At 65.9% G+C, this 26,113-nt stretch carries 26 protein-coding genes and 2 pseudogenes; 5 read left to right on the top strand and 23 right to left on the bottom strand.

Going from position 1 to position 26,113, the window contains the following annotated elements; translation table 11 throughout:
• Window positions 1-9: 9 nt before the first annotated feature.
• The 3 genes from U743_RS01285 to U743_RS01275 all read right to left on the bottom strand — a co-directional run bounded on the left by U743_RS01285 (window position 10) and on the right by U743_RS01275 (window position 4,277).
• The gene (locus U743_RS01285) at window positions 10-2,184 is read right to left on the bottom strand and encodes a TonB-dependent siderophore receptor (protein ID WP_198021875.1); all 2,175 of its coding nucleotides are present in this window, start codon (window positions 2,182-2,184) and stop codon (window positions 10-12) included.
• Between the two features lie 383 nt (window positions 2,185-2,567).
• Window positions 2,568-3,170, bottom strand: a complete 603-nt coding sequence (locus U743_RS01280; RefSeq protein ID WP_052367388.1) for a lipid-binding SYLF domain-containing protein — start codon at window positions 3,168-3,170, stop codon at window positions 2,568-2,570.
• Window positions 3,171-3,716: 546 nt separating this feature from the next.
• The gene (locus U743_RS01275; RefSeq protein ID WP_043764903.1) at window positions 3,717-4,277 is read right to left on the bottom strand and encodes a 2,4'-dihydroxyacetophenone dioxygenase family protein; all 561 of its coding nucleotides are present in this window, start codon (window positions 4,275-4,277) and stop codon (window positions 3,717-3,719) included.
• A gap of 156 nt (window positions 4,278-4,433) precedes the next feature.
• Between U743_RS01275 and U743_RS01270 the strand changes: the two genes are divergently transcribed.
• From U743_RS01270 to U743_RS01260, 3 genes are all read left to right on the top strand, one after another.
• Window positions 4,434-5,471 (top strand): NAD(P)H-dependent flavin oxidoreductase, encoded by a 1,038-nt coding sequence (locus tag U743_RS01270; RefSeq protein ID WP_084191270.1) that lies wholly within the window; start codon window positions 4,434-4,436, stop codon window positions 5,469-5,471.
• A gap of 271 nt (window positions 5,472-5,742) precedes the next feature.
• Complete coding sequence (locus U743_RS01265; protein ID WP_043770596.1) at window positions 5,743-6,693, top strand: fatty acid desaturase family protein; 951 nt, start codon at window positions 5,743-5,745, stop codon at window positions 6,691-6,693.
• Window positions 6,694-6,771: 78 nt separating this feature from the next.
• A complete protein-coding gene (locus U743_RS01260) occupies window positions 6,772-8,886 on the top strand; it encodes a PQQ-dependent dehydrogenase, methanol/ethanol family (RefSeq protein ID WP_043764901.1) in 2,115 nt (704 codons plus the stop codon).
• Window positions 8,887-9,166: 280 nt separating this feature from the next.
• On the opposite strand, the pseudogene U743_RS19705 reads toward U743_RS01260, so the two are convergent.
• The 3 genes and pseudogenes from U743_RS19705 to U743_RS01250 all read right to left on the bottom strand — a co-directional run.
• Window positions 9,167-9,382 (bottom strand): annotated as a pseudogene (locus U743_RS19705) (hypothetical protein); the annotation flags it as partial.
• Window positions 9,383-9,417: 35 nt separating this feature from the next.
• Window positions 9,418-9,516, bottom strand: a pseudogene (locus U743_RS18515) (heme-binding protein); the annotation flags it as partial.
• 45 nt (window positions 9,517-9,561) lie between these two features.
• Complete coding sequence (locus tag U743_RS01250) at window positions 9,562-9,864, bottom strand: putative quinol monooxygenase (protein WP_043764896.1); 303 nt, start codon at window positions 9,862-9,864, stop codon at window positions 9,562-9,564.
• A 182-nt stretch (window positions 9,865-10,046) separates the two neighbouring features.
• Here U743_RS01250 and U743_RS01245 point away from each other — a divergent pair, with 182 nt between their 5' ends.
• Complete coding sequence (locus U743_RS01245) at window positions 10,047-11,057, top strand: GlxA family transcriptional regulator (RefSeq protein WP_043764894.1); 1,011 nt, start codon at window positions 10,047-10,049, stop codon at window positions 11,055-11,057.
• 175 nt (window positions 11,058-11,232) lie between these two features.
• Here U743_RS01245 and rnk read toward each other — a convergent pair whose 3' ends face one another.
• From rnk to U743_RS01225, 6 genes are all read right to left on the bottom strand, one after another.
• Window positions 11,233-11,652, bottom strand: coding sequence for a nucleoside diphosphate kinase regulator (rnk, locus tag U743_RS01240; RefSeq protein WP_043764892.1), 420 nt, complete (start codon window positions 11,650-11,652; stop codon window positions 11,233-11,235).
• 420 nt (window positions 11,653-12,072) lie between these two features.
• Window positions 12,073-12,435, bottom strand: coding sequence for a hypothetical protein (locus tag U743_RS01235; RefSeq protein ID WP_156966292.1), 363 nt, complete (start codon window positions 12,433-12,435; stop codon window positions 12,073-12,075).
• A gap of 152 nt (window positions 12,436-12,587) precedes the next feature.
• A complete protein-coding gene (locus tag U743_RS01230; RefSeq protein WP_043770594.1) occupies window positions 12,588-13,319 on the bottom strand; it encodes an HNH endonuclease in 732 nt (243 codons plus the stop codon).
• Window positions 13,320-13,437: 118 nt separating this feature from the next.
• On the bottom strand, window positions 13,438-13,968 hold the full coding sequence (locus U743_RS18510) for a hypothetical protein (protein WP_084191269.1): 531 nt from the start codon (window positions 13,966-13,968) through the stop codon (window positions 13,438-13,440).
• Between the two features lie 30 nt (window positions 13,969-13,998).
• Window positions 13,999-14,370: a GIY-YIG nuclease family protein gene (locus tag U743_RS18505; RefSeq protein ID WP_198021872.1), complete on the bottom strand. Its 372-nt coding sequence runs from the start codon at window positions 14,368-14,370 to the stop codon at window positions 13,999-14,001.
• 84 nt (window positions 14,371-14,454) lie between these two features.
• On the bottom strand, window positions 14,455-15,156 hold the full coding sequence (locus U743_RS01225; RefSeq protein ID WP_043764888.1) for a hypothetical protein: 702 nt from the start codon (window positions 15,154-15,156) through the stop codon (window positions 14,455-14,457).
• Window positions 15,157-15,704: 548 nt separating this feature from the next.
• Between U743_RS01225 and U743_RS01220 the strand changes: the two genes are divergently transcribed.
• Complete coding sequence (locus U743_RS01220; RefSeq protein ID WP_052367386.1) at window positions 15,705-17,063, top strand: IS5 family transposase; 1,359 nt, start codon at window positions 15,705-15,707, stop codon at window positions 17,061-17,063.
• On the opposite strand, the gene U743_RS01215 is transcribed toward U743_RS01220, so the two are convergent.
• The 11 genes from U743_RS01215 to U743_RS01165 all read right to left on the bottom strand — a co-directional run bounded on the left by U743_RS01215 (window position 17,038) and on the right by U743_RS01165 (window position 26,112).
• Window positions 17,038-17,442 (bottom strand): VOC family protein, encoded by a 405-nt coding sequence (locus tag U743_RS01215; protein WP_052367385.1) that lies wholly within the window; start codon window positions 17,440-17,442, stop codon window positions 17,038-17,040. The two genes, U743_RS01220 and U743_RS01215, sit on opposite strands and share 26 nt — an antisense overlap.
• 74 nt (window positions 17,443-17,516) lie before the next feature.
• The gene (locus U743_RS01210; RefSeq protein WP_043764886.1) at window positions 17,517-18,407 is read right to left on the bottom strand and encodes a universal stress protein; all 891 of its coding nucleotides are present in this window, start codon (window positions 18,405-18,407) and stop codon (window positions 17,517-17,519) included.
• 128 nt (window positions 18,408-18,535) lie between these two features.
• Window positions 18,536-18,835, bottom strand: a complete 300-nt coding sequence (locus U743_RS01205; RefSeq protein ID WP_043764884.1) for a type II toxin-antitoxin system RelE/ParE family toxin — start codon at window positions 18,833-18,835, stop codon at window positions 18,536-18,538.
• A gap of 1 nt (window position 18,836) precedes the next feature.
• Window positions 18,837-19,136 (bottom strand): CopG family ribbon-helix-helix protein, encoded by a 300-nt coding sequence (locus tag U743_RS01200; protein ID WP_043764882.1) that lies wholly within the window; start codon window positions 19,134-19,136, stop codon window positions 18,837-18,839.
• A gap of 52 nt (window positions 19,137-19,188) precedes the next feature.
• Window positions 19,189-19,461 (bottom strand): hypothetical protein, encoded by a 273-nt coding sequence (locus U743_RS01195; RefSeq protein ID WP_043764881.1) that lies wholly within the window; start codon window positions 19,459-19,461, stop codon window positions 19,189-19,191.
• Window positions 19,458-20,459, bottom strand: a complete 1,002-nt coding sequence (locus tag U743_RS01190) for a hypothetical protein (protein WP_156966291.1) — start codon at window positions 20,457-20,459, stop codon at window positions 19,458-19,460. The genes U743_RS01195 and U743_RS01190 overlap by 4 nt, the downstream gene beginning before the upstream one ends.
• Window positions 20,460-20,543: 84 nt before the next feature.
• Entirely contained in the window at window positions 20,544-21,509 is a 966-nt protein-coding gene (locus U743_RS01185) for an ABC transporter ATP-binding protein (protein ID WP_198021871.1), read from the bottom strand.
• Entirely contained in the window at window positions 21,499-22,377 is an 879-nt protein-coding gene (locus tag U743_RS01180; RefSeq protein WP_232226690.1) for an ABC transporter permease subunit, read from the bottom strand. Before U743_RS01180 ends, U743_RS01185 begins: the two co-directional genes overlap by 11 nt.
• Complete coding sequence (gene oppB, locus U743_RS01175) at window positions 22,374-23,300, bottom strand: oligopeptide ABC transporter permease OppB (RefSeq protein ID WP_043764878.1); 927 nt, start codon at window positions 23,298-23,300, stop codon at window positions 22,374-22,376. Before oppB ends, U743_RS01180 begins: the two co-directional genes overlap by 4 nt.
• The gene (locus tag U743_RS01170; RefSeq protein WP_043764876.1) at window positions 23,297-24,895 is read right to left on the bottom strand and encodes a peptide ABC transporter substrate-binding protein; all 1,599 of its coding nucleotides are present in this window, start codon (window positions 24,893-24,895) and stop codon (window positions 23,297-23,299) included. The genes oppB and U743_RS01170 overlap by 4 nt, the downstream gene beginning before the upstream one ends.
• Window positions 24,895-26,112 carry a tetratricopeptide repeat protein gene (locus U743_RS01165; protein WP_198021870.1) on the bottom strand — a complete coding sequence of 406 codons (1,218 nt, stop codon included), beginning with the start codon at window positions 26,110-26,112 and terminating at the stop codon, window positions 24,895-24,897. Before U743_RS01165 ends, U743_RS01170 begins: the two co-directional genes overlap by 1 nt.
• Window position 26,113 lies beyond the last annotated feature (1 nt).

The following is a 26,113-nucleotide window of genomic DNA, read 5'->3' as shown; positions in this document are numbered from 1 at the left end:
CGGGTGCGGCTAGAAACGATACGCCACGCTGCCCACAACGCTTCGGCGCGCACCGTAGAAGCAGTCCCCGCGCTCCAGGCACGCGGATAGCACGACTTCATCCTCCAGATTGGTGCCGTTGACCGCGACCCGCCAGTGCTCCGACTCGAAGGCCGCCATGGCGTCGAACAGCGTTGTGGACGGCACTTCCACCGTCTGGCTCTCGTCGGGAATGGCGCCGGTGTAGCGCACGCCGGCGCCGACCGAAAATCCCGGCATGCCAAAGAGACCAAAGCGCAGACGCCCGAACAGCGACGCCTGCTCGTCGGCAATGGCGGGCAGCTTCTTGATGCGCTGGCCGTCGGCATTCGGGCCTTCGTCGCTGTAGGCGTCGACCAGGCGCGTGTAGGTCGCGATGAGATCGAGGCGCTCGCGCCAGGTGCTGGTAGCCTCGAACTCGAAACCGCGGACGCGCGCTTCGCCGAGCTGGATCTGCTCCGCCGGTGTCGGGCCCGGTGCCAGACGATTCTCCTCCTCGATATCGAACCAGGCGGCAGTAAGCAGCGTCTGCGCACCGGGTGGCTGGTACTTGACGCCGGCTTCCATCTGGCGGCCGATGACGGGCTCGAAGGGATTGCCCTCGGCGTCGTAGTCGGCCACCGGCTCGAAGGATTCGGCGTAGCTCACGTAGGGCGCGAAGCCGGCGTCGAAGCGATAGAGCAGACCGCCACGCAGCGAGGTTTGCTCGTCCTCGATCTTGGGAGCGCCTTCCTCTTCCGAGGAAGTGGTATCGAAGCGCGCGCCGGCCAGCACGACCAGATGCTCGCCGATGCCCAATTGATTCTGCAGGTAGTAGCCCGTCTGACGCGTGGTGAGCTCCGGCTGCGGGGTCGCCTCGGGCACGATGAAACTGCCGTATTCGGGCTCGTAGAGATTGAACTGCCCCTGGGCGATGATGCGTAGCGGGTCGAGCTGCCCCATCACCTCGTTGGCACGAACGTGCGTGATGTCGACACCGGCCAACAGCAGGTTCGCCACCGGACCCCACTGCCAGCGACCGGTGACGCGCTGGTCAGCGGTCAACGCCTGAACATCCGAGTCCCGGACATAGGTCACGCGCAGCACCGAATCGCGGCGCAGCGGATTCAGCAGATAGGGATCGCCGGTATAGATGTTCGGGAACATCGAGCGGTACACCGAGCTGCTGTCCGAGTAGCGCAGATTCTGATGAAAGCGCCAGCGCGCGCCGAGGTCGATCTCCAGCAGCGAGGTGACGGCCTGTTGCTCGGTGTCGTAACGGTCGAAATCCGGCTCGCTGACGAAGCGGTTGGTAGGCACCTGCCCGTTGCGGTTGGGCTGCACGGTGCCTTCCCAGGGAAGAAAGGCGGTCGACGAACCGCTCTCGTCCTTCTGGAAGTGGCCGAGCACGGTCCAGCGCAGCCAGCCGAAAGGCACCCAGCGCAAGGACGGTGCCGCGAGCCAGCGATCGTTCTCGACGAAATCGACCTGGGTATCGGACTGGCGGGCCAACGCCACCATCCGGTAAGCGAGGCTGCCACTTTCGGTGAGCGGCCCCGTGCTGTCGAGAGCGATTTGGCGGCGCTCGTAGCTGCCGTACTCGGCACGCAACTCGTGCTGCGGCACAACCCTGGGCCGCTTGCTGGTGAGATTGACCATGCCGCCGCTCGGCCCCTGGCCGTAGAGCACCGACGACGGCCCCCGCACGATGGTGACACCCTCCAGCGTGTAGACGTCCGGCCGCACGTTGTTGTACGAGCCGAAGAGCATGCGCAGGCCGTCCTGGTACTGGGCGAACTCGGTGCCGCGAATCATCGCGAAGTCCCCGCGCGTATCGAAGCCATAGGCGCCGGCGCGGACACCGGCCGAATAGCGCAGTGCCTCCTGCAGCGTCAGCGCGCCCAGATCCTCCAGCCGCGCTGCCGAGATCACCGACACCGACTGCGGCGTCTCGATGATGGGTGTTTCGGTCTTGGTCGCGGCCTGGGCGCTGTCCTGGCTGTAGCGCGGCTCCGCCAGCGCCGAGCCGTAGACGACAACATCATCGAATGCAGCGGGCCCACGATCGTGATCCTCAACCGGCTCGACCGGAATGGTCTCGACCGTCTCCGGAGACTGCTGCGCCGGCAGCGAGAGCGGCATCGCCCCCAGCACGAAGGCAAGCGCTGCACAGCGGCGACCGGCCACCCTCCCGGCGCTCGCGGGGTACCGCGAAAAGGCGTGTCTGCTGCATCGACTCATTGCATTCCCCGGCCGCAGAGCCGCGTGGCGGCTACGCGCACCATCATACATGCGAACACGAATGCTTTGCATCAGTGATTGCACCGCACGCAATGTCCGGGAGGCGATCAGAATGGCGCGGTAGACAATAGGCAGCACGCAGGCGCTTCCGTGAACGCCTGTCGAGGCATCGCCTCGCAAAAGCTCAACGCCGGCTGAAATCGAAGCAATCAGCGGTCACGCGGCCAAGCGGTTTTCAGCGGCCGATATAACGAAAACGCCCGGGTCAGAGCCCGGGCGTTTTCGTTGAGTGGGAGCGGTGTCCTTGCCCCCCCCTCGCGGCTACTGGATCAGCGCTCGATACGCGTGATCTTGGTGCCTTCGATGCTGAGGCTGCCCATCACACCCTGCTGGTTAAAGATGAAGGCGTAGGAGTCCTCTTTCAGCGTGGAAGTGGACAGATTCCTCGCAACACCTTCATTGACGACGACGAGCGTCGGGCCGACGCCCAGCTCCCAGCCACTGGATCTGTCGAGATAACTGATGGCCTTCTCTGTCATCAGGAAGACGACGTAGCTATAGGACTGCGCCCCGGCCTGCAGGCCCCAGGATGCGGTTACGGAGTTGAAATACCCGGCCACCTCGCCGTCGTCGAGCAGCACGCCTTCGCCGTAGGCGCCACCGAAGACCAGCCCGGCCTTGATGAGATTCGGGAACACCAGAACCGCCTCGGCATGCCCGGCGATCTCGGCAGCCACAGAATTCTTGCCCACAAGGCTTTGTAGCGCCTGCTTCGCGTCACGTTCCAGATCGGCCGTCGTCGCGGCCTCGGCCTCGGTCTTGGTATCGGCCTTCAATTTGGCTTCGTTCTCATCCGCGATGGCGGGCTGGCCAAAGACGAAGAGTGTGGCGAAAAGTAGCGGGGCCCAGAGCCCCCTGCATTCGATATTCATGTGAATCACCTTATGTGGTTGCGGGGGCTGGTCGTGTTCCGACCGTGGTGCATGGACGACCCCCATGTCTTGAGTACCGTCCTGCCGAACACCCTAGTGGCCGGCTCCTCGCGCGTCGGTACGCCTCCGCACGTATGGCGAGGGCTGGAAACTTGTTCGGCAGAAGGATTAGGCCAAGCAGCCCCACGCCCATCAGCGGAGAACGCCCCTCCACGAAGCAGAGGAACGCCCCAGGTCTCCCAAGGAATATACGTCGGGCATCAAGGCGATGAACAGCTCCGCCCGTCCGCGACTGTTACAGCGCGTGCCCTACTTGCAGGCGCAGGCCTGTACGGCCACACAGCCGAGCCACGCGCCAGAGCGAGCCCGACGATCACGTTGCCCAGGCGTCCCGGCTCGCGCTTCGCCACGGATCAACGCGCGATGCGCCCATGCACCGCGCGGAAAGAAGGCGACGAACAACTGGCCGCATCCGGTCACGGCGCCGCCCCGCGAGCCTGGCGCCTCTTCAATCGCGACCGGCCACGGCCAGCGCGGCAGTCGTCCCTACCGCCGTTTGCCCGTCAGATGCATCTCACCACCGCGGATGTAGGGCAGATCCGAGAGCCCCTGCTTCTTCGCAGCCTGGTCGGTGAGCTGCGTCAGATGCAGCGCATCCAGGATCGAATGGAACTTGCCGTCCTCGGTGAAGTTCACGTTCGCGCCCGAGACGATGACCAGGAAGATGGTCTGCTCGGTGTTCTCCTCCGGGGTGTAGAAGGTATGCACCGAGCCGCCCGGCTCATAGAGGTAGGAGCCCGCCGTCTGCGGCTGGTCGGGGTACTCCTTGTACTTCCAGCAGCCCTGCAGCGTGTACACCTGCGCCGGGCCGGTGTGGTAGTGGATCGGCAGCACCACGCCCGGATCGAAGTTCGCCAGCACGACCCAGAGGTTGTTCTCCATATCCAGGCACAGCGGCTGGAAGTGGGCACCCTCGACGATGGCGTTCTTCAGCAGCGGGATGTTGTCGATATTCACCGTCAGCAGCTCGCCCTGCGGCTGCGACAGAACGGGCAGCGGCGTGCCGCTCGAAGTCCTGACCTCGGTCGGGTCATTGGAAGTGGTCATGGCGTCTCCTCCTCGGGGTTTATCGTCGTCCCCGCACCCTAGCCGCGCGATCCGGCCGCAGCCACTACCCGGGGCGGGTAGGTAGACGCGGCCGTGAGTTGTGCTAGTACGGCGTTTCCGGGACCGTCCCCCGGTCTTTTCGCGGAGAGACACCTTATGCACACAACATGGCAGGAGACGTTGGGCCTGCGCTGGCCCGTGGCGCAGGCGGCGCTGGGCGGCGGCATATCCACCGCCGATCTGGCGATCGCGGTGTCCGCCGCCGGCGGCCTGGGCACCATCGGCCTGATGCCGGAGACCGAGTTCGCCGCCGAGATCGCGCGCGCCAGCAGGGAGCTGGACGGAAAGCCCTTCGCAGCCAACCTGCTGATGCCGCTACTGCGCCGCGGGCATGTACGCGCCTGCGTCGAGCACCGGGTACCGGTGGTGTCGGTCTTCTTCGGCCACGACCCGGCGATGGTGCGGCAGCTCAAGGACGCCGGCTGCTACGTCATCTACCAGGTCGGCGACGAGGCCGAAGCCGACCGCGTGCTGGGTGACGGCGCCGACGCGCTGATCGTGCAGGGCTGCGAGGCCGGCGGCCACGTGCGCTCGACACAGCGCCTGGCGAATCTGCTGCCGCGCATCCGCCGCCGGCACAGCAACGTTCCGGTGCTGGCCGCGGGCGGCATCTTCGACGCGGCCTCCGCACGCCGGGCGCGCGAACTGGGCGCCGACGGCGTCGCCGCGGGCACGCGCTTCCTGCTCACGCCGGAAAGCCACGCCCACGACGACTACAAGCAGGCCCTGCTCGACGCAAGCGAAACCCTGCTGACCGACCTCTTCGGGCTGGGCTGGAACGCCCCGCACCGGGTGGCGCCCAATGCGGCGACCCGGCGCTGGTGCCGCGCCGACGCCCGGGCGCCGCGCTGGCTCGCCGGGCTGAATACGCTGTTCGAGGGGCCGAGCCGGCTGTTGCCGCTGAGTGCCGCCGCGTCGCTGATTCGCTGGGAGCAACCCGGCCTGCCACTGTTCGGACCCTTCCCCTTCTCGCGGCAGATGCCGGCCGGGCGTGGCGACGTGGCTCCGCTGTACGCCGGCGAATGCGTGGCGCAGATCGCCGACATCCGCCCCGCCGCCGATGTCGTGCGGGAACTGGGCACGGCCTTCGCGGGGCCGGCAGCCGGAACAGGGGATGGGCCGGCCGCACCCTGACGGTGCCGCAGGCGCGAGTCAGTCCACGCTGCGCTTTGCCGGGACTCGGGGCGCCAGTTGGGACGGTGGGTGTCCGCGCGCTTGCCAAGACGGTACGCTCACAGGTCTTCGCCCCCGGGCGCCGATGATCGACAACGATACCCGCCACGCCTACCTGGAAACCGAGAAACGTTCTGACGAGACGAGCAAGGCGCTGTGTCAGCAGCTTGATCAGATCCGTATCGGCAATGCCTTCCATGAGCGAAGAACAAGCCACCACAGGGGTACTGCAATGAGTATCGCCATCCGTGACGTGCTGAGCCGCGAGGAAATGGCAGCGCTCTGCCGCAAGTCCGATCTGCGCGGCGCCTGGGCCATCCTGCAGGTGTGGCTGTGCATTGCCGCAACCTTCGCGCTGCTCGCGGCCTACCCGACCCCGCTGACCTTCCTGCTGGCAGTCTTCATCCTGGGCGGGCAGCAACTGGCCTGCGCCGTGCTCACCCACGAGGCAGCGCACTACACCCTGTTCAAGACGCGCTGGATGAACGAGGTCGTGACCGACTGGCTGGTCGCACGCCCGATCTGGACCGACGTCAAGCGCTACCGGCAGCACCACATGGGCCACCACGCCCATACCGGCACGGAGGACGATCCGGACATGAGCCTGGTGCGGCCGTTTCCGGGAAGCCGAGCCTCGCTGCGGCGCAAACTGCTGCGCGACCTCAGCGGCCGCTCCGGCCTGCGCCGCGTGATCGGCCTGATCGGCATGGATCTCGGCATCCTCAAGTACACCGTGGCCGCCGATGTCGAGCGCCTGCCGCAGGAGGGCCGGACGTGGCGGGATTATCTGCGCGCCAGCCTGCGCAACATGGGGCCGGTGCTCATCGCCAATGGCGTGCTGGCAGCGGTGCTGGCCGCGCTTGGCGCGCTGTGGGTGTACAGCGCCTGGGTGGTCGCCTACCTCACCACCTTCAGCCTGTACGTGCGCATCCGTTCCATCGCCGAGCACGCCTGCACCGAAGGCGGCCCGGAGGTCCTGAACAACACCCGCACCACCCACGCCAACTGGCTGGCTCGCCTGACGGTGGCGCCCTTCCGCGTCAACTACCACGTCGAACATCACCTGATGGCGTCGGTGCCGTATTACCGCCTGAAGGATCTGCACGACAAGCTGCGCGCACGCGGACTGGTGCAACCGCAACCCGGCTATCGGCACGTGCTGGAGCTGGCCAGCGCCGGCTAGCGGGCTACCGCTTTTGCGGGAGGCCGGTCGTCCCCCGGCGCGGCTAGATTGGTACCGATAAGACCAGGGGAGACAACGATGGGGATTCGACTCGGGGTGTGCGCTGCCTTGTTGTTCTGTGGCGCAGCGCAGGCGGGCGTGGACCAGACGACCTTGGCGGACCCCGCCGATGGCACGAACTGGGCCGCGTGGGGGCGCAACTTCGACGAGCAGCGTTTCAGCCCGCTCGATCAGATCAACCGCGACTCGGTCGACCGGCTCGGCCTGGCCTGGAGCTACGAGCTGGACGATGTCTGGAGCGTGTCCTCCCAGCCGCTGGCCGTGGACGGCGTCATCTACATGGCCGTGGGCTACAGCGAGGTCTACGCCATCGATGCGGTCAGCGGCGAGCTGCTCTGGCGCTACGATCCCGAGGTCGACCCGAAGAAGATGCGCATGGCCTGGGGCATCCGCGGGCTGGCCTTCTGGAAGGGCCGCGTCTATGTCGGTGTCCAGGATGGCCGGCTGATTGCCATCGACGCCGAGAGCGGCAAGCCGGAGTGGTCGGTGCTGACCACAAAACCCGGTGACAACCGCTACATCACCGGCGCACCAAGGGTCTTCAACGACACGGTCCTCATCGGCCACGGCGGTGCCGACTTCGGCTACGTCCGCGGCTATGTCACCGCCTACGACACCGAAACCGGCGAACAGCGCTGGCGCTGGCACACCGTGCCCGGCAACCCCGCGGACGGCTTCGAGAACGCGGCGATGGAGATGGCCGCCGAGACCTGGACCGGGGAATGGTGGAAATTCGGTGGCGGCGGGACGGCCTGGAACGCCATGACCTACGACCCCGAGTTCAACCGCATCTATATCGGCACTGGCAACGGCTCGCCCTGGAACCACAAGCTGCGCTCGCCGGACGGCGGCGACAATCTCTTCCTGTGCTCGGTGGTGGCGCTGGATGCCGACACCGGTGAATACGTCTGGCACTACCAGACCACGCCCGGCGAGAGCTGGGACTTCAATTCCGCCATGGACATGGTGCTCGCCGATCTCACCATCGACGGCGAGCCGCGCAAGGCCATGCTGCACGCGCCGAAGAACGGCTTCTTCTATGTGCTCGACCGCGAGGACGGCGCGCTGATCTCCGCCGAGAAGCTCGGCAAGGTGACCTGGGCCGAAGGCATCGATCCGGAAACGGGCCGCCCCATCGAAGTCCCCGGCGCCCGCTACGAAAGTGGCGAAGCGCTGATCTGGCCCGGCTCCGGCGGCGTCCACAACTGGCACCCGATGGCCTTCAGCCCGGATACCGGCCTGACCTACATTCCCACCCGCGAGATGGCCGGCTACTACAACGACGAAGGGCGCGAGCCCAGAAACTGGAATCTGACCAGCGAAGACCCGATGGGCCTGAAGGGCTTCTACGACGACATCCCCGCCAACGCCGGCAGCAGCGCGCTGGAAGCCTGGAACCCGGTGACCCAGAGCCGCGCCTGGGAAGTCGAAACGCCCGGCGTTGCCAACGGCGGCGTCATCGCCACCGCCGGTGATCTCGTCTTTCAGGGACGCGCCGATGGCCAGTTAAAAGCCCACGACGCGGCGTCAGGCGCCGAGCTGTGGTCCTTCGACATGGGCGTGGGTACGCAGGCCGCGCCCATGACCTTCAGCGTCGGCGACCGCCAGTACGTCGCCATCCTGGCGGGATGGGGCGGCAGCCAGATGCTGCTGGGGTCCCTGGGCGCGCAGCACGGCTGGATCGGCCGCGAGCACCCGCGGCGGCTGCTGGTCTTCGCCCTGGATGGCGACGCCGAGCTTCCCGATGCACCACCGCCGTCACGGCCGGAGCCGATTGAGGGTGCCGATTTCGTGGTTGACGCAGCCAAGGCCGAACAGGGCAAGAAGATCTACGGCAGGTTCTGCGTGATCTGCCATGGCACCGCCGCCATCGCCGGCGGCTACGCGCCCGATCTGCGTGCCTCCTCGGTGCCGATGTCCGCCTCGGCCTTCGATGCCATCGTCCAGAACGGCGCACTGCTCGACCGCGGCATGCCCAACTACCCCGAGCTAACGCCCGAGGAGCTGGAAGCGCTGCGCCACTACATCCGTGAGCGCGCACGCCACGAGACCTCGGCCTGGGATCAGGTCACAACCGTGTGGAACTTCCTGGTCCTGATGGTGAAGATGGAGTGGGCCAAGTTCGGCTGGTGAGGCCGAAACCGCAAAGATATTGACGACCCGTGTGCGTTGCGCGGAGGGAGCGCCCTGCCCAAGGAGCAGTTAGAAGCCGCCCGGCACTAGGATTCACAGAAGACCGCTATGTGCCAATAGTCGTCATCCCTCAGAAATCGTGGTCTGTCACCTATTACTCGCGGTAGTTTTGGAATCCGAGGTTGATGGTACGCCCTCGCGGCCAGTTGCTTCGCATAGCTCGTGGGCGTCAGATAGCCAACCAGGGAGCGCGGCTTAGCGTTCCGCACTGCTGCTGCAGCGCGACCGAGTCGAAGTAGCGGCGCTGGGCTTCCGCGTAGATCGTCGAGAAGGCCAGCGAGGATCTTCCCGAACCCGAGACGCCGGAAAACAACACGAGCGCGTTCCGCAGGATGTTCACGTCAACATCGCGCAGATTGTGCTCGCGCGCGCCGCGTGCCCACACGAGACCGTAAGTGACGTCGTCACCCCTCCCGTCCCAAGGACATCGGCCCATGATCCTCGCTGGCCACCCCGTCAAATTGCTGCTTCGCCAGAATCGGCGACGGCAATGTTCATCGGCTCGCCGATTTCCACGGCGCGGTTTTCGGCGGCCGCCAGGATGGTCCTGGCGTCCTTCAGGGTGACCAGCGAGTTTTCCATGAGATGAGGCTCCGTGTGATGTGGTCGTGGGATTCAGCCGGGCAGCTTTGATGCGAGCACGTCGATCTTCTCGATGCTAGGCGGCTGCGAGAACAGCTCGGCCGCCTGCGCCATCAGCGCCGCAGCGACTTTCCCGGACAGATGCGCCTGACGGCCGGCGTCGTCCGGAAATGCATCGAAGATGGCGTAGCTCGAAGGTCCGAGCTTCACGCCGAACCAGGCGATGGTCGCGGGCTCTTCCATCACGAGGGGACGGCCCCCGAGCAGAAATTCCTCGACTTCTTGTTCCTTGCCAGGCTTGGCTTCCATACGAACCCACAGTGCGGTTGTGACCATGATTGAACTCCTATTGCGAAACGGTTAATGACGAGTGTTTGAAGCGTGCCGCGAGCGTCATCGGCAGCCGGTGGCAGCGACGATGTGGCGCAGTGTGGTCCCGTACAGCGCCTCATAACATGTGGCGTACAAGACAATGATCCGGCAAAATCCGCCAAACCAATCGCAGGTCGGAGAAACCCATGAACATCGTGTTGCTCGCTCTCGATGGGAAGCTGCCCTCCGGCCTCGTAGGCCTCGCCGATGTGTTCTGGCTCGCTGGCAAGGCCAGCGCGCTCCAGCCCGACGCTCCGCACTGGCCCTGCGAGGTGATCCTTGCCAGTCCCGATGGCCGAGCCGTGACGGACGGTCGGGGTCGCCCCTTGCAGGTGGACGCTGCGCTCGACGACATCCCCCGCGCCGACGCCGTGCTCGTGCCAGGCCTCATGCCCGCGGGCGATGGCCTGCCGCCACGTAACGCCCAGACCGCCAAGGCCGCTACCTGGCTCCGTCACCAGCACGCGCACGGCGCTTGGGTCTTGGGTAGCTGCTCCGGCGTGTTCGTGCTCGGCGAGGCGGGTCTGCTCAATGGCCGCCGCTGCACCACCACCTGGTGGCTGAATGACGAGCTCAAACACCGCTTTCCCCGTTGCGACGCGGCCTGGGGCAGTGCGCTGATCGAGGATGGCCGCGTGGTGACGGCGGGCGGGCCCCTGTCGTGGATCGACCTTGCGCTCTACACCATCCGCGTACTGGTGGGACCCAAAGCGGCGCGCACCACCGCCGACTTCGCCGTGATTGACACCGCACCGCTGGCACAGAGCGTCTACGTGCCGCCGGGCCATGTGCAGGCGCGCGATCCTTTTCTGGTTGCGGCCGAAATCGCCGTGCGTGGTCACCGTGCCGAGGAGCCGCTCACGCCCAGCGCACTGGCCGCGCAGCTCGCCACCAGCGAGCGCACCCTGCTTCGGCGTCTGAAGAAACTCGGTGAGGAGTCGTCCAAGGCATTCATCAGCCGCGTGCAGCTTGAATCCGCCCGCACCCTGCTGGAGACCGATAGTGCGGCGGTAAAGGCTGTGGCGCAGCATTGCGGATGGCGCGACGAAGGCAGCTTCCGCCGCGCTTTCCAGCGGCACACCGGCATGACGCCGACTGCGTATCGCGCTTGGGCGCGACAGCGGCGCGGGGAGGAGGCGACCTTCAGCGATGCGTGATCAACGTCCGCTTCGGGCTGTACCTTAACGCCCACGCTCAGCACGCGACTGCATTGAGCCTATAGGCACGGTTGTGCCAAAAGCCGTCAGTCGACACAGATCGTGGTCTGTTCTCCAGTCGCAGTCCCATCTGTTGCATCCACCGTCTGACCTGCGGGTAGTAAGTCCGCCGCGCTCAGCCCGGAAGCGTCCCGGGCTCGACACCCACCACCTGAAGGCTGCGATCGGCGCGCTGTTCGATATGCCAGCGCATCGTCTGGCCAACGGACAGCCCGATGAGTGCAGCGCCCAGCGGGCTGACTACCGAAATCCGTCCAGCCGCGACGTCGGCCTGACAGGGATAGACGAGCTGGACGCGGCGCACGGCGCCGCTGTCGACTTCTCGGTAAGTCACCCAGGATCCGAAGCGCACCACATCCGCCGGCATCCGATCGCTAGGAACCGGCCGCGCACGCGACACTTCTTCGAGCAGGTATTCGCCTACATCGGGTGCGGTTTGGGTGGCCTGTTCGGCCAGGCGATAGAGGTAGTCGTAGACCGCCTCGTCGATGATCAGCGGCGGATTTTCCTGGATGGTGGACTGACGGTGGTGCATCACGTGCTCCTGCGGGGAAGGGCGCGCCCGACGGGTCGAGGCCCTGAAAAGAGAGCTCGGCGGCGACCGCGCGCGCGAGAGCGCGGCAGCGGTTCACCGCCAGGAGGAAGTCACAAGATCAGGCGCCCCGGACCGGGGCGCGATGCCGCAGCCCGGGGCCTAGGAGCCGGAGATGAGATGCGCCGCGCGTGGGCGCGGCGGCTGCGGACTGGTTACTTGCTGCATAGCTGGATAGTCAGCCTTTCCCGGAAGCCTGTCAATGGCCGGGTCGCCGCTCGGTGAGATGCCCTATTCCGTCCGGCGCGACTCGAGGACACACCACGGTTCACTTCCGTCTTGTGCCAACAGCGGACATCCTCATAAAGCAGAGCTGACGGGCGCGAGCCTCGCGCGCATACCTTCAAGCGCCGTGTTATTCACTTAAAGACCATGAACTTCTTCCATGAATCGGCGCATCAGGAACGTTTCGTCTGCGAGCAGCTTCCAATAGTTCTCGATTGCGCGGTCTATGATCTCTACGCTCGCTTCTCGCGGCACAGTCAGATACTCACCTTGCCGGTAGTGCTTTAGACCATTTCGGAAATAACTGGCCATATCCGAGAAATGCTTTGCGGGCCATTCTTCTCCGAATACCCGCTTTCCCACCTCCACGCAGCCTTCGACGAACTCTGCATGCGTGCTCTTCTGCCCTTTTTCTTCCAAGAGCTTGCCTAGAATCTCTTCAGCGGCACCGGCCAAGGTAATGCTGCAGATGAAGTCGTCTTCATTCAGGAAGAGTTCCAAGGCTCGCTCCAACTGCCGACTCGCGGCTTCTAGCTTCGAGACTTCCAAACTCCCTTGGTCCGTCATTGCCCTACCCGCGAGATAGTGCGTAACGCCAAGCTTGTTCGGCTGCGCCCAGCGCAGTCCGAACGAAGCGCTTGCTGTGTGCTACCTCAATCATCGCGGAGGGCATCGTGCAATTGCTCAATGGATAGCATCGGACGAACAGCGTGGATCATCGCGTGACAATTCGGGCAAACGGGTACGAGATCCCGCAAGGGATCCACCTCATATTCTTCCCCGATCTCGGAGAGCGGGACCAAGTGATGAACGTGGATGTAGCACCTCCCGATTGAGCCGTATCTATCTTCAAAGCTGAAATCGCAGACAATGCAGCGATGACCATAGTGCTCAAGGCAGCGCCTACGCGCCTCAGGGTTTCGCTCGTAGCTGTTGACCTGAACGGTGCGTGCAGCCCCCTCCGTGAGCAGCTCCGCTACTCGCACCTCCTCCGGCATGGGCATAAGCCCGTCAGTAACCGCGTACCAGCCAGTACCTACCCGGATGAGCTCGCGCTCCGATAGTTTAGGAGTGAACCCGGCAATCTTCGCAGCGCTTTCGTCATTTCCGGGCTCGGTTCGAGACTGTTGCATGGGGAAGGTGAGGAGCCGATAGCCTTCCTCCTCGACGAGCCGAATGTGTTCTCTCGACTGCGGATACCCAGGCTGCCTCCGGTCTCGGAGCGTTGCCCACTCTTCATCGAGAATCATGACCTTGCTGCCGTCGTCTTCCGTATCCCACGCGCCGAAGATCACGAAACGCTCCTCGTGATTTACGAACGACCAACTCCAAGTCCAATTGCTGCAGGTGGCGCCGTGGCTCTCGACGAATGCCTTTCTGCTCACCATTCGTGAGCCGCCTCTAGTGGTACACAACGCTCGCCATAACCGGCGGTCTTGGGCGGCGCGCCATAGGCGCGTTGACCAAGACCGTCCGAGATGGTGGCGTTATTATGCGTATTTTTCATTCTGCTGGATATGGCAGTGTTTGCAGTACTTTCGGAAGTCTGGCCTCAACCCGTTCTCGGAGCGCTTGATCTTTCTGGCACTCGTGAAGAAATGATTCCGTCCCAATAACGACATCATTCACAAACGATTTCGTTCCGATCAGAACTAAACACAGATCAGTGTCGGGCTTGCACTCATGCTTTCCGCCATCATGGTATCCGAATTTCATTGTGTCCGGATCCTCATCATGTAACTGCGCATCTGAACCGTACGTGTGTAAAAACGCGCATCGCGCGGCGTAGACGTCTTTGCCGCGATAGTGGTACGGCTGATCGTTATGGGCTTTAAGGTACTTCTCGACCCATTCCGTGAAATCTGCACGAGTGACCTTCTCCTTGTCCGCCGGGCGCGCGAGGTTGGCAAGGGTATCGATACAAATGTACGCCATTGCTATGGATGCGGTCGTAACACCGCATTCCTCGCAGCGCTTTAACTCCGAGACCAGTCCAGCAATGGCTTTCCAGTTGTTGTTGGATATTCCGACCATGGATTTTCGTTAATACGCGCAACGTTTGCCTTAACTGGTGCGGCCACCGAGCTTGCCCGGCTTTGCCGGCCCGGAGCTTTCCCCGCGTCCGGTTGAAGGCTTTATTATGTGATCGGCGGTTGGTTTTGGCCATCGGTTGTAGCCAATGGCGGGGTCATTTGAATTGAATTTGCGAATAAACTCGACTTCCTTCGCAGCAAGCTCCGATTCTGAGCAATCATCTGACTCCCAGAGTATTTCTTTCCGGACCGTATAGTCCTTCCTCTCTTCCTCAGAAAGACTTTCGAAATCTTCGTTCACCAGGTTCATATCCGGACTCCCGAAGTATCGATGGCTCCCGATACTATCCTTGCCGATATAAATCTTCCCGGTAGGGTACGTGATTTTGTAGACCTGCTTCATTTAGAGCAATCAGCCTCATTCACAGAACGCCCGCGTTCAGCGGCGGGCCGAGCGGAACGAGGCCCGTCCGGCTGCAACGCGTGGTTAGGCGTTCTCTCGCGCATAGGCCGCGGACCGCTGGATGATGAATGTCCGGATATCGACCAGCTCATTGATACCAAGTATTGCCCGGACTTGCTCCTTAACGTTTTCAATCGCGAGTTCTTGCTTATGGTCCGGATCGGTCTCTTTCATCTTTCCCAAGCCTAGAATATTTCTGAAGAGCGCATACGACTCATCAATGGCTTTTGACCGAGCCTGTTGGTCTTCGCCTCTTAATGCGTTCACTAGATGCGTCTGCACTCCGATCTGATGAATAGCGTTTTCGAATGGCTCAAGCTTAAGCGCCATTGCCTTCGTCACCCACGCCGCATAGTCTCGCTTCAATTCAAATAGCTTCTGTGCACAGTGCATGCCTTTGTCGGTTGGGCCCTCTCGAAACAATGTGCCAATAGTCTCGTGGACCTCTTTCATGTACGCCTCGCAAAAGGCCACGTGCTTGTCAAAGGCGACCGTCGACATGTGCGAGCCCGCGCCGAGCGTAAATATCTGCTGATCTCGTTGCAGATACTTCTGACGCTCAAATGCCGCCGCGTCCCTAGATATTTGTAGCAATGCACCAACGAGCGCACCGACTCCTGGCACAGCAAGCATGCCCTTAACCCACTCGGCCGCAGGAAGCAGCCACACGGAGAGTATTGAAACGGTGAATACCGCGCCCAGTCTCGCGTGGATCGGAATGTTCATAAAACGCCTAACAGTTATTATCTGGACGGAGACTGCATGTAAACCTAACCGTAGGCCGTATAACGCTCAAGAGGTTGTGCTTTCTCCCGAGGTTCCAAGCTGCACCCGACGCAATGAATTTCTTACTTATCAGGACTCTGTGGCCTCGCCGGCCTTGATGAGGTTCGCCACCTGCACGTTTCATCGCGCACTTATCTGGACGCAGGCTCGCATAAGTCTTATACGAGCCAAAGACTGGGTAGACCCCGGTGCAAGCGGAACGGATCAGGCATGCGTATACGCCCGCTTCGGGCTGAACTCGGTCATCGCGAACGGGCATCGTTCCGCGCACGCAATGCGCTTTAGCGTGTGCCGTTTCAGGCTTCACGGTCATCATCCTTCGGCCCCACCCAGAACAGCGGGTTGTGCGCGACTTCCCATAGGTAGTCGGCCCTGAACAATCCGCAACCCATTGACCAGGCGCGAGAAATCAGAGATTTCTGCTTTCCGAAATCGCCAGCAACGGCGATAATGGGCCTCGAAACCTTGCAAAACTTGGACGCCTGCTGATGCGCCACAAGCCTGCGGCCTGCGAAGGCCCCGAAGGACGAAGCGACGATCTGTTTCGGGCGCGGCTCGATCAGATGATCGGGAATGAGCACCCGCTGGTGAAGCTGGCCGAGAAGATGCCGTGGGAGGCCATCGCCGAGCGGCTCTCCGGCGTGCTGCCACCGGAGCCGGCCGGTGCGGGCCGCCCGGCGCTGCCCATGCGCCTGGTTGTCGGCCTGCTGTATCTCAAGCACGCCTACAACCTGTCCGACGAACAGGTCTGTGCCCGCTGGCTGGAGAATCCCTACTGGCAGCACTTCTGCGGCGAGGTCTACTTTCAGACCACCTTGCCCTGCGACCCCTCCTCATTGACCCGCTTCCGCCAGCGCCTCGGCGAAGCCGGTGTCGAAGAGCTGCTGGCCCAGACCATCGAAGCCGCCAAGGCCATGAAGGCCATCCGGCCTCGGGATCTGGAACGCGTGGTCATCGACAGCACCGTGCAGGAGAAGGCCGTGGCTTATCCCACCGACAGCCGCCTGCTGGAGATTGCCCGAGGCAAGCTCGTCCAAGCCGCCCAGGCAGAAGGCATCGGCCTGCGGCAAAGCTACGCCCGCATCGGCCCCAGCCTGCGCCGCCGCGCCGGCGGCTACGCGCATGCCAAGCAGTACAAGCGCCTGCGGCGCGTGTTGGGCAAGCAGCGCACCCTCGTTGGCCGGCTGATCCGCGATATCCAGCGCAAGGCCACCACCGAGCAACAGCAGAAGCTCGCCACCCTGCTGACGCGCGCCGAGCGCATCCGCAGCCAGCAGAAGAAAGACAAGCACAAGCTCTACGCCCTGCACGCCCCGGAAGTCGAGTGCATTGGCAAGGGCAAGGCCCGCCAGCCCTACGAGTTCGGCGTCAAGGCCGGCATCGCCATCACCGCGAAGCAAGGCCTCATCGTCGGCGCCCGCAGCTTCCCCGGCAATCCCTATGACGGCGACACCCTGGCCGAGCATCTGGAACAGACCGAAATCCTCACCGGCATCCCACCAACCACCGCCATCGTCGACCTCGGCTATCGCGGTCGCCAACCTGAAGGCGTCGCCGTCATCCATCGCGGCAAGCCCAAGACCCTGACACCCAGCCAGAAACGCCTGCTCAAACGCCGACAGGCCGTAGAACCCACCATCGGGCACCTCAAGGAAGAGAACCGCATGCGACGCTGCCACCTCAAGGGCGCGCTCGGCGATGCCATGAACCCGGTGCTGGCCGCTGCCGGCTACAACCTACGGTGGCTGATGCGCTGGATCATCGCTTTTTGGGCCCAAATCCTGGCCGCGTTACTGCCGCTCACCCTGCCGAACCGCACGGCTATGACGCCGGACGCGGCCTCATGAGGGAATCTTCAGGGACGACTAGGTAGTCGTCGGGGTCGGCGAAGTAGCCGGAGTAGCCGCCCCAGAAGACTTTCTGGGCGGGCTTGACCAGACGGGCGCCGGCGGTAACGGCCTGGTCGATGACGGCGTCGACGGCGACTTCGGATTCGACGTTGTGGGCGATGGTGATGCCGGCGAAGCCGCTGCCTTCTGCGGAGATGCCGGCATCCTCGGCCAGGGATTCGCGGCCGAAGAGGGCGAGCCAGCTGCCGTTGAGGGGGAAGAAGGCGACTTCCGGCGGGGATTCCATGCGCGGGAAGCCGAGGCCCTGCTCGTAGAAGCGCACGGAGCGCTCCAGGTCGCGGACGCCGAGGGTAAGCATGCTGATTCTTGGTTGCACTTCGGCGGCTCCTGCGCGGTGGTGGGTGGCTTTGCTCGCATGGGTACGCCGGTTGCGATTCGGGCTGGGCACCGCTAGCGGTGGTCGGATGGCTCGCGGTAGATGAGCACCGGGCACGGGGCGGTGCGCAGCACGCGGTCCGATGTGCTGCCCAGGAAGAAGTGGGTGATGGCGGAGCGCGTGTGCGGCGAGATGACTATGAGGTCGGTCGTCTCGCGCTTGGCAACCGTCGCGATGACTTCGTCGGGCGGACCGATGTCGACTTCCTGCTGCACGTCCTCCAGCGGCAGGCCGATCGCGTCCAGGAATTCGGCCAGCGCGTTCTGGGCAAGCTCCAGGTCGGTGGTGCTCTGCGTGACGGCGCTGGCATAGGGCGGCCGGTACTGCGGCTCCATGGCATGGACGACGAGCAGCCGGGCGCCGTGCTCGCGGGCGAAGCGCGCGGCGTGGCGCACGCCGGGTACGGATTCCTCGGACAGGTCGGTGGCGGTGAGCACCTGGCGGATGCCTTCGGGGTGGGCGTGGTGCCCTTCCTCGTCACCGGTGACCAGCACCGGAATGTGCGCGCCGCGGGTGACCTGCGAGGCGACGCTGCCCATCAGGGCGGACAGGCCGGTGCGGCCGTGCGTGCCGAGCACGATCATGGCGGCGTTCAGCTCCTCGGCGTAGCTGAGGATGCCGTGCGCCGGCGAGAAGTCGTCGCGCACGATGTTCTGCACGCGGATATCGTCCGGCCAGGGCAGCTCGTCCAGGGATTTGCCGGCGGCCTTGCCCAGGGCTTCGGCGAACTCCTGCTGGCCGGGCAGGTCCTCTTCGCCAGCGAGAGCGGCGGTAACGAGGTTGATGTGCAGGGCGTGGATGTCGGCGCCGGCCTCGCGCGCCAGCACGGCGGCGTGGTCCAGCGCGTTCCGCGCGGGCTCGGAGAAATCCGTCGCCAGAACGATGGGCTGTCCCTTCGCGCTCATGCCCTACCCCCGTGCACCCTGTCGGCTTCTGTCGAGGCTACCGGAGGTATCTGCCGAAGTCATGTCCCGGTTTCGTGGTGCAGCAGAGGCTGCTCTGCGGCCCACCCTGGCCGGGCGCTGACGCGGGCTCAGCTGTCGGAGCGATAACCGGCTTCGCGCTGGCTGCGGATGGCGGTCACGAAGACGATGTCCAGGATCTCGTCATAGCTGTAGAGGGCGATGTATCCCTGATTGCCGCGCCCGATGATCAGTTCGCGGGAGACGCCACTCGTGGGTCTGCCAATGAGAGGGTTGTCGGCAAGAACGTCGATTCCGCGAACAATGGCGCGAATCCGCGCACGCGGGTCTTCCGCCTCCTTGGCCAACAGGTGGTCGAGGATGCGGTCGAAATCCTCCGCGATCTCCGGAGCGAGGACGATCCGGGACATCTCAGTCGCTGGACAGCTTCCGGCTCTGCGGCGGAGTCGCCTCGCGGCCTTCGGCCCGCGATTCCAGATACTCCTTCATCTCGGCCCAGTCGAGGACATCCCCGGTCTGGGCGATCCGGCGCATCCGCTGCTCAGCTTCGGCGTGCATGCGCTGCCGGTGCTCGGCGCTCTGCGCACACTGCTCGATGGCGCCGAGCATGAAGCTGTGCGGGCTGATGCCCTCGGCCGCTGCCAGCTCGTTGATGCGCGCGCGCAGCTCGGGGCGGATGCGCAGGGTTGTGGTCTTCGTCTCACTGGCCATGGCGTATTTGTAGCACGACTGTGCTACAGCGACAAGCAGCCCCGTCGCCAGCTCACCAGTAGGCCGATAGATCCAGTCGCAGCGCCTGCTCGACGCCGGGGGCAGTCTCGGCCGCGCGGTCGCGCTCCCAGCGCCAGCTAAGCGAAAGATTCGGGTTCCAGTGCGGGGCCACCGTCTGCGCCCAGCGCGAGAAGTTCATGGCGAGGCCGAGACGATCGCTGGGCGCACCGGACTCGGGCGCGAACCACTGCGGATCGTGACCATGCGCCCAGCTGGCCGATACCGAAAAGTCGGACAGCTCGCGGGTCAGCTTCGCGCTTGTCATCCACTGCGCACGGGCTTCGGGCGCGTCGCCCCGGCGCTCGACGCAAGCTGGCGCCGTGCGGCCTTGAAGGAGGTCGACCACGCTTCGCGGCGAAGCGTTTGGGTCAGGCCCAGCTCATAGCTCGGGTCGGCATGCTGGCGCGTCTGCCCGCCACCCCATACCGGATCGATGGCGGCCAGCTCCAGGCGGCTTTCGCGACCGGACCGCTGCCAGCCATACGCCAACCCGTAGGTCTGGGCATCCAGATCCGAAAAGCGCGCTCCGGATCCGGTGACATCGCAGCCGCGCCCGCTCAGCTGCAGATAGCTGTTACCGCTGCGATCAACCGCGGCCAGGGGCAGCTGCAGGTCGCCGGTGATGTCGCAGTCCAGGGCGAGATCGGGATCGCTGAAGCCGCTTCCCGGCCCGGCCCAGCGCAGATCGAACTCCGCAAACTCCGGCGCCCAGCGCAGGCTGGCGACCTGCCGATGCTGCTCGTAGGCGTCGTCGGTGGTCCAGCGGTCGGCGCTGGACCGCGAGTAGCCCAGCGCCAGCGGTGCGCCCGCCAGCTCCGGCAGCTTCAGCATGGCTTGCTGATTGATGCGCTGTTCGCCGAGCCCGCTGGGCGGGGCCGCAAATGGCGATTGTCCGGCGTGAACGATGTCGCCAGGGCTCAGTGCGTAGCTGGCGCTGTAGCTCAGCGGCCCGTCCGCCTCACCGAGCGCAAGGCCACCGGCGAGCAGGCTGGCCTCGCGCGACTGCACCACGGGCAGGGCGCTGTCCAGGTTCAGCGCGACCGGGCCGACCACGCGCGCTTCCAGCTCCGCACGACTGCGCAGCAGATAGGGGCCGCGGGCTGTGTCCGCGGTCAGGCTTCCGTCGGCGTCGCGCTCGGAAGTGCTGGCACAGCCAGCCGTGAGCAGCACGCATGCCACCAGGATGTAGAAGCAACTGCGAGGCAACACCGCTCCCGTGAAATGCAATGAGCCCGCCTGCGCCGCAACCAATGCCGGGCGCATCACCCATCGTCCGTCCGCGAAATATCGTCTCTCGGACCAGCGCAAAGCCGCATGGGTTCCAGCGGAATAGCCCCGCCGTAAGCGCTAGAGCGGATGATGGCAGGCCGCTGCCGTCGCCCCCATTGCCGTGAGCGGGGGCTGGCGCCGGCAGCTCGCGTCCGCGCGCGGGCAGCGCGGCGCGAAGGCACAGCCTTCGGTCAGCTGGCGCGGGTCCGGCGGCACACCGGGGATGGCGGGCAGCGCGGCCTCGGCCCGGGCCTCCAGACTGGGGCGCGCGCGCAGCAGACCGTCGCTGTAGGGGTGGTGTGGGTGCGCGATGAGGGCCTGCGTGGGGCCGGTCTCGGCGACGCGACCGGCGTAGAGCACCAGGGTGTGTGCGCAGCTCTGCGCGATGACGCCCAGGTCGTGCGAGATCATCAGCAGTGCCAGCCCGTCCTCGCGGCGCAGCTCCTCCAGCAGCGCCAGGATGCCGGCCTGCACGGTGACATCCAGCGCCGTGGTGGCCTCGTCGGCGATGAGCAGCTGCGGCTTGCAGGACAGCGCCATGGCGATCATCACGCGCTGGCGCATGCCGCCGGAGAGCTCGTGCGGGTACTGGCGCAGGCGCTCGGCGGCCTGCGGGATGCGCACGCGCTCCAGCAGCCGCAGGGCCTCGGCGCGCGCGGCCTTGCCGCGGGCGATGCCGTGCGCGGCCATGGCCTCGGTGAGCTGGGTGCCGACGCGCAGATAGGGATTCAGCGCGCGCATCGGGTCCTGGAAGATCATCGCCATCACTGGCCCGCGCAGGTGACGGCGCTGGGCGACCGGCATGGCCAGCAGATCGTGCCCGGCGACGCGGATCTGCCCTTCCACGCGGGCATGGCGCTCCGACAGCCCCATCAGCGCCAGCGCCAGCTGCGACTTGCCGGCGCCGGATTCACCGACAATGCCCAGGCTGTCGCCGGCGGCCAGCTGCAGGTCGACGCCGTCGAGCGCGTAGACCGGCTCGGCGCGGCTGCCGAGGGTGACGCGCAGATCGCGCACGGCCAGCAGCGGCGCGCTATCGGCCATCGTCGTCCTTGGGGTCGAGGGCATCGCGCAGGCCGTCACCCAGGAAATTGAAGCAGAACAGGGTCAGCGCCAGCATGCCGGCCGGCGCCAGCAACGCCCAGGGCGCCTGCGCCATCTCGCGCGCGCCATCGTTGACGAGGCTGCCCCAGCTGGCCTGCGGCTCCTGCACGCCCAGGCCGAGGAAGCTGAGGAAGGATTCGAAGAGGATGACCTGCGGAATGGTCAGCGTGACGTAGACGGCGACCACGCCCAGCAGGTTGGGCACGATGTGGCGAATGATGATGCGCGCGCTGCTGGAGCCGCCGACGCGCGCAGCGTCGATGAAGGGCTGGTTCTTCAGCGCGATGGTCTGGCCGCGCACGATGCGCGCCATGTCCAGCCAGTTGATGGCGCCGATGGCCACGAAGATCAGCAGCAGATGCCGGCCGAAGAAGACCATGAGCAGGATGACGAAGAACATGAAGGGCAGCGCGTAGAGCACATCGACGAAGCGCATCATCAGCGCGTCGACGCGCCCGCCCAGATAGCCCGCCGTCGCGCCCCAGGTGACGCCGATGAGCAGCGACACCAGCGTCGCGGCCAGGCCCACGGCCAGGCTCAGACGCCCGCCGGAGAGCGTGCGCGCAAGGATGTCGCGGCCGATGGCGTCGGTGCCCAGATAGTGGCCGTGGTCGACGCCGGGCGGTGTGCTGAAGTGGTCCCAGTCCAGCGCCGCGGGCTCGTGCGGCAACAACCAGGGGCCGACGACGCAGGCCGCGGCAATGAGCAGCAGCAGAACCGCCGCCACCAGCGCCGCCGGATGCCGGCGCGCCAGCCTGCCCAGTCCGGCGCGCACCGGCAGCGCGGGGGCCATCGTCGCGCCGCTCATGTCGGCCGCCCCACGCGCGGGTCGAGCACGCCGTAGAGCACGTCGACCACGAAGTTGAAGGCGATGATGAGCGCGCCGTAGAAGAGCACCAGCCCCAGCACCAGCGTGTAGTCGCGGTTCAGCGCGCCCTGCACGAAGTGGCGGCCCAGCCCCGGGATGCCGAAGATCTGCTCCATGACCACCGAGCCGGTGATCAGCGCCGCCGCGGCCGGCCCCAGATAGGACAGCACCGGCAGCAGCGCCGGACGCAGCGCGTGGCGCAGCACGATGGTGCGTCCGGGAAGACCCTTGGCGCGGGCGGTGCGGATGTAGTCGCTGGACAAGACTTCGATCAGGCTGCCTCTGAGCAGGCGCGCGACATAGGCCACCTGCGGCAGCCCCAGCGCGATCACCGGCAATACCAGATGCCGCCAGCTCGCCCCTTCCCAGCCGCCGGCGGGAAGCCAGCCGAGATACACGGCAAAGCCCAGGATCAACAGCGGCGCGATGACGAAGTTGGGGATGGAGATGCCGGTCATCGACAGGCCCATCACGATATGGTCGGTGGCGCGTCCTCGCCGCAGCGCTGCCGTGGTGCCGGCGAGGATGCCCAGCGTCAGCGCCAGAGCCAGTGCCAGGCCGCCGATGGTCAGCGACACCGGCAGGCCCTCGCCGATCAGCTCGTTGACCGTGCGCCCTTCGTAGCGGAAGGAGGGCCCGAGATCGCCCTGCGCCAGATTGCCCATGTAGATGAGGTACTGGCGCCAGAGCGGCTCGTCGAGGTGATAGGCGGCCTCGATCTGCGCGCGGATTTCCTCGGGCATGACGCGCTCGTCGTCGAAGGGCCCGCCGGGGGCCGCGCGCATCAGGAAGAAGGCGGCGGTGACCAGCACCAGCAACGTCGGCACGGCCGCGGCGAGCCGACGGAAAGCCACCCCGATCATGGCGTCACGATCGGCGTCAGGCGCATGAAGCGCGTGGGGTGCACATCCATCAGGTTGCCTTCCCAGCCGGCGACATGCGGCTTGACCAGGCGGCGGCTGGTGTAGAAGTAGATGGGCAGCACGGGCAGGTCTTCCAGCAGCTGCGCCTCGGCGGCCTGCAGGTGCTCGGCGCGCGCGTCGGCGTCGGCCTCCGCGGCGGCCGCCTGCAGATGCGCATCAAAGGCGTCGCTGGCGTAGCCGGTGTCGTTGAGGCCGTGGCTGGAATGCAGGATCTCCAGGAAGGTGAAGGCGTCCTGATAATCGCCGATCCAGCCGGCGCGGAACACCTGCGTGTCCTGCTTCAGGCGGCGCGTGGTCAGGAAGACCTTGAACTCCTCGTTGATCAGCCGCGTGCGCACGCCCAGATGCTCGCGCCACATCCAGGCGATGGCGATGGCGATGCGGCGGTGGTTCTCCTGCGTGTTGTAGCGCAGCTCCACCTCCAGTGGCTCGTCCTCGGAGTAGCCCGCCTCGCGGTAGAGCCGGCGGGCTTCCTCGCGGCGGCGCTCCAGCGACCACTCCGCCCAGTCGGGCTGCTGACCCTCGTAACCCTCCAGCCCGGGCGGCACGAAGCCGAAGGCCGGCTGCTCGCCGGTGCCGACGATGCGCCCGGCGATGCGGCTGCGGTCGATGACCATGGCCAGCGCCCGGCGCAGGCCCGGCGCGTCCTCGAAGGGCGGGCGCTCCAGGTTGAAGCCGTAGTAGTAGGTGCCGAAATAGGGGTGAGCGTGGAACTGCTCGGGGATGTTGTTGCGCACCCACTCCATGCGCGTCACCGGCACGTCGGCCGTCCAGTCCAGCTCGCCGGCGCGGTAGCGCGACAGCTCGGAATCGACGTCCTCGGTGCTGTGATAGACGACGCGTTCCAGCGCCACGTTGTCGGCGTCGTGGAAGTGCGGATTGCGCGCCAGCGTGACGTGCGACTGCAGGCGGCGCTCCGCCAATTGGTAGGCGCCGTTGCTGACCAGCCTGCCCGGCCGGTCGAAGGCCTTGCCGTATTCGTCGATGGCCGGCTGGTAGACGGCGAAGGTGGCCGGATGCGTCAGCATGCCGGGCAGATAGGGCGCGGGCGTTTCCAGCCGGATCTCCAGCCGATGCGTGTCCAGCGCGCGCACGCCCAGCGTCTGCGGCTCCGCTTTGCCTTCGAGAATCGCCGGGCCGTTCTCGATGATCTCCAGCATCTGCGCGTAGTAGGAGCCGGTGGCGGGCGCGATGCTGCGGCGCAGGCCGGCGACGAAGTCCTGCGCGGTGACCGGCTCGCCATTGGACCAGCGGCCGTCGGCGCGCAGCTCGAAGACCCAGCGCAGGCCGCCATCGCTGACCGTCCAGGATTCGGCCGCACCCGGGATCAGGCTACCGTCGGCGGCGTGGGTGACCAGGCCCTCGTAGAGATCGCGCAGGATATGGCTGCTGGCCACGCTGGTGGCACGGTGCGGGTCCAGCGTCTCGGGTTCGGCGCCGTTGCCGCGATGCAGGGTGTTGCCTTGCTGCGCCGCCAGCGGCGTAGCGATCAGCCCTGCCAGCAGCAGCGCGACCCCCGCCAGGCGGCGCCGCATCAGGCGGACTCGCTGCGGGCGATGTAGTCCAGCCACTGGCGCGCGGCCTCGCGCTGGGCGGTGTCCTCGGCGGCGCGTTCGAGCGCGCTGCGTGCACGCGCGATGTCGCCGGCGCGCCAGGCGGCGATGCCCAGCTGGTAGTGCACGCGCCCGGCGTCTTCCGGCCCGCGCGCGACGGCCTGCTCGAAGGCGCTGACGGCTTCCGCCCAGCGGCCGCGCTCCATGCGCACCTGGCCCAGGCGCAGATAGAGCTTGGCGTCCGGCGCAGCCTCGGCGGCGGCCAGCAGCGCGGAATCGGCTTCGGCCCACTCGCGCGCCGCCACCCAGGCGTTGGCCAGCCGCTCCAGATCCTCGGCGTTTCCCGGCAGCCGCCCGTCGTCGAGGGCCTCGCGCAGCAGGCGCGCCGCCTTCCAGGGGATCTCCAGCGCCTCATACAGCGAAGCCAGATTGCGCAGCTCGCGCGGCTCGGTGAGCAGGCCGAGACGCTCGCTCAGCGCCTGCGCGGCCAGCGCGCGGCGCCGCTGGCCGTCCTCGAAGTAGGCCCCGACGAGCTGGCGCCAGTAGCGCGACTCGCGCGGTGCGCGGGCGATGAGAATCTTCAGCACCTCGGCGGCGGCACCGTACTCGGCGAGCTCGAAATGCAGGCCGAGCTTGAAGCGCAGCCAGTTCTCGGCGACCTCGCCCTCGCTGCGCGCGACGGCCTGCTCGACCTGATCGAGCGCATCCCGGTAGCGCTCCTGCTCGGCATAGGCCGAGGCCAGCAGCATGTGCGCACGCGGTGGCGGCGGCTCGCAGGCGGCGGCGAAGTATTCCTGCATGGTCCTGATGCCGCCTTCCAGTTCGCCGCTGGCGATCTGCAGCTGGCCGGTGTTGTAGCGCAGCTGCTGCTGCGGCTCGCGCGGCAGCGCTTCCATCGCCAGCGCTTCTCGGAAATCGGACAGCGCCCTGGCGTCGCTGCCCGCTTCAGCGTGGGCGTAGCCGCGTGTCTGCAAAGCAATGGCGCGCGCATAACCGTCGACGCGGTCGACGAGCTTGTCCAGCGTCGCCACGGCCTTGCCCGACGCGCCGGCCTCGATGGCCTCGGAAGCGCTTTCGAGCTGGCGATATACCGACTCGCTCAGGCCCGGCGGGTCATCACCGCCGGCGCAGTCCTGCGCGGCGACCGGCATGCCGAAGGCCAGGCCACCGAGCAGCGCGATGAGGGGAAGGCAACGCACG

The organism is Algiphilus aromaticivorans DG1253 (assembly GCF_000733765.1).
Lineage (GTDB): Bacteria > Pseudomonadota > Gammaproteobacteria > Nevskiales > Nevskiaceae > Algiphilus > Algiphilus aromaticivorans.
This window is presented reverse-complemented; position numbering and strand designations above follow the sequence as displayed.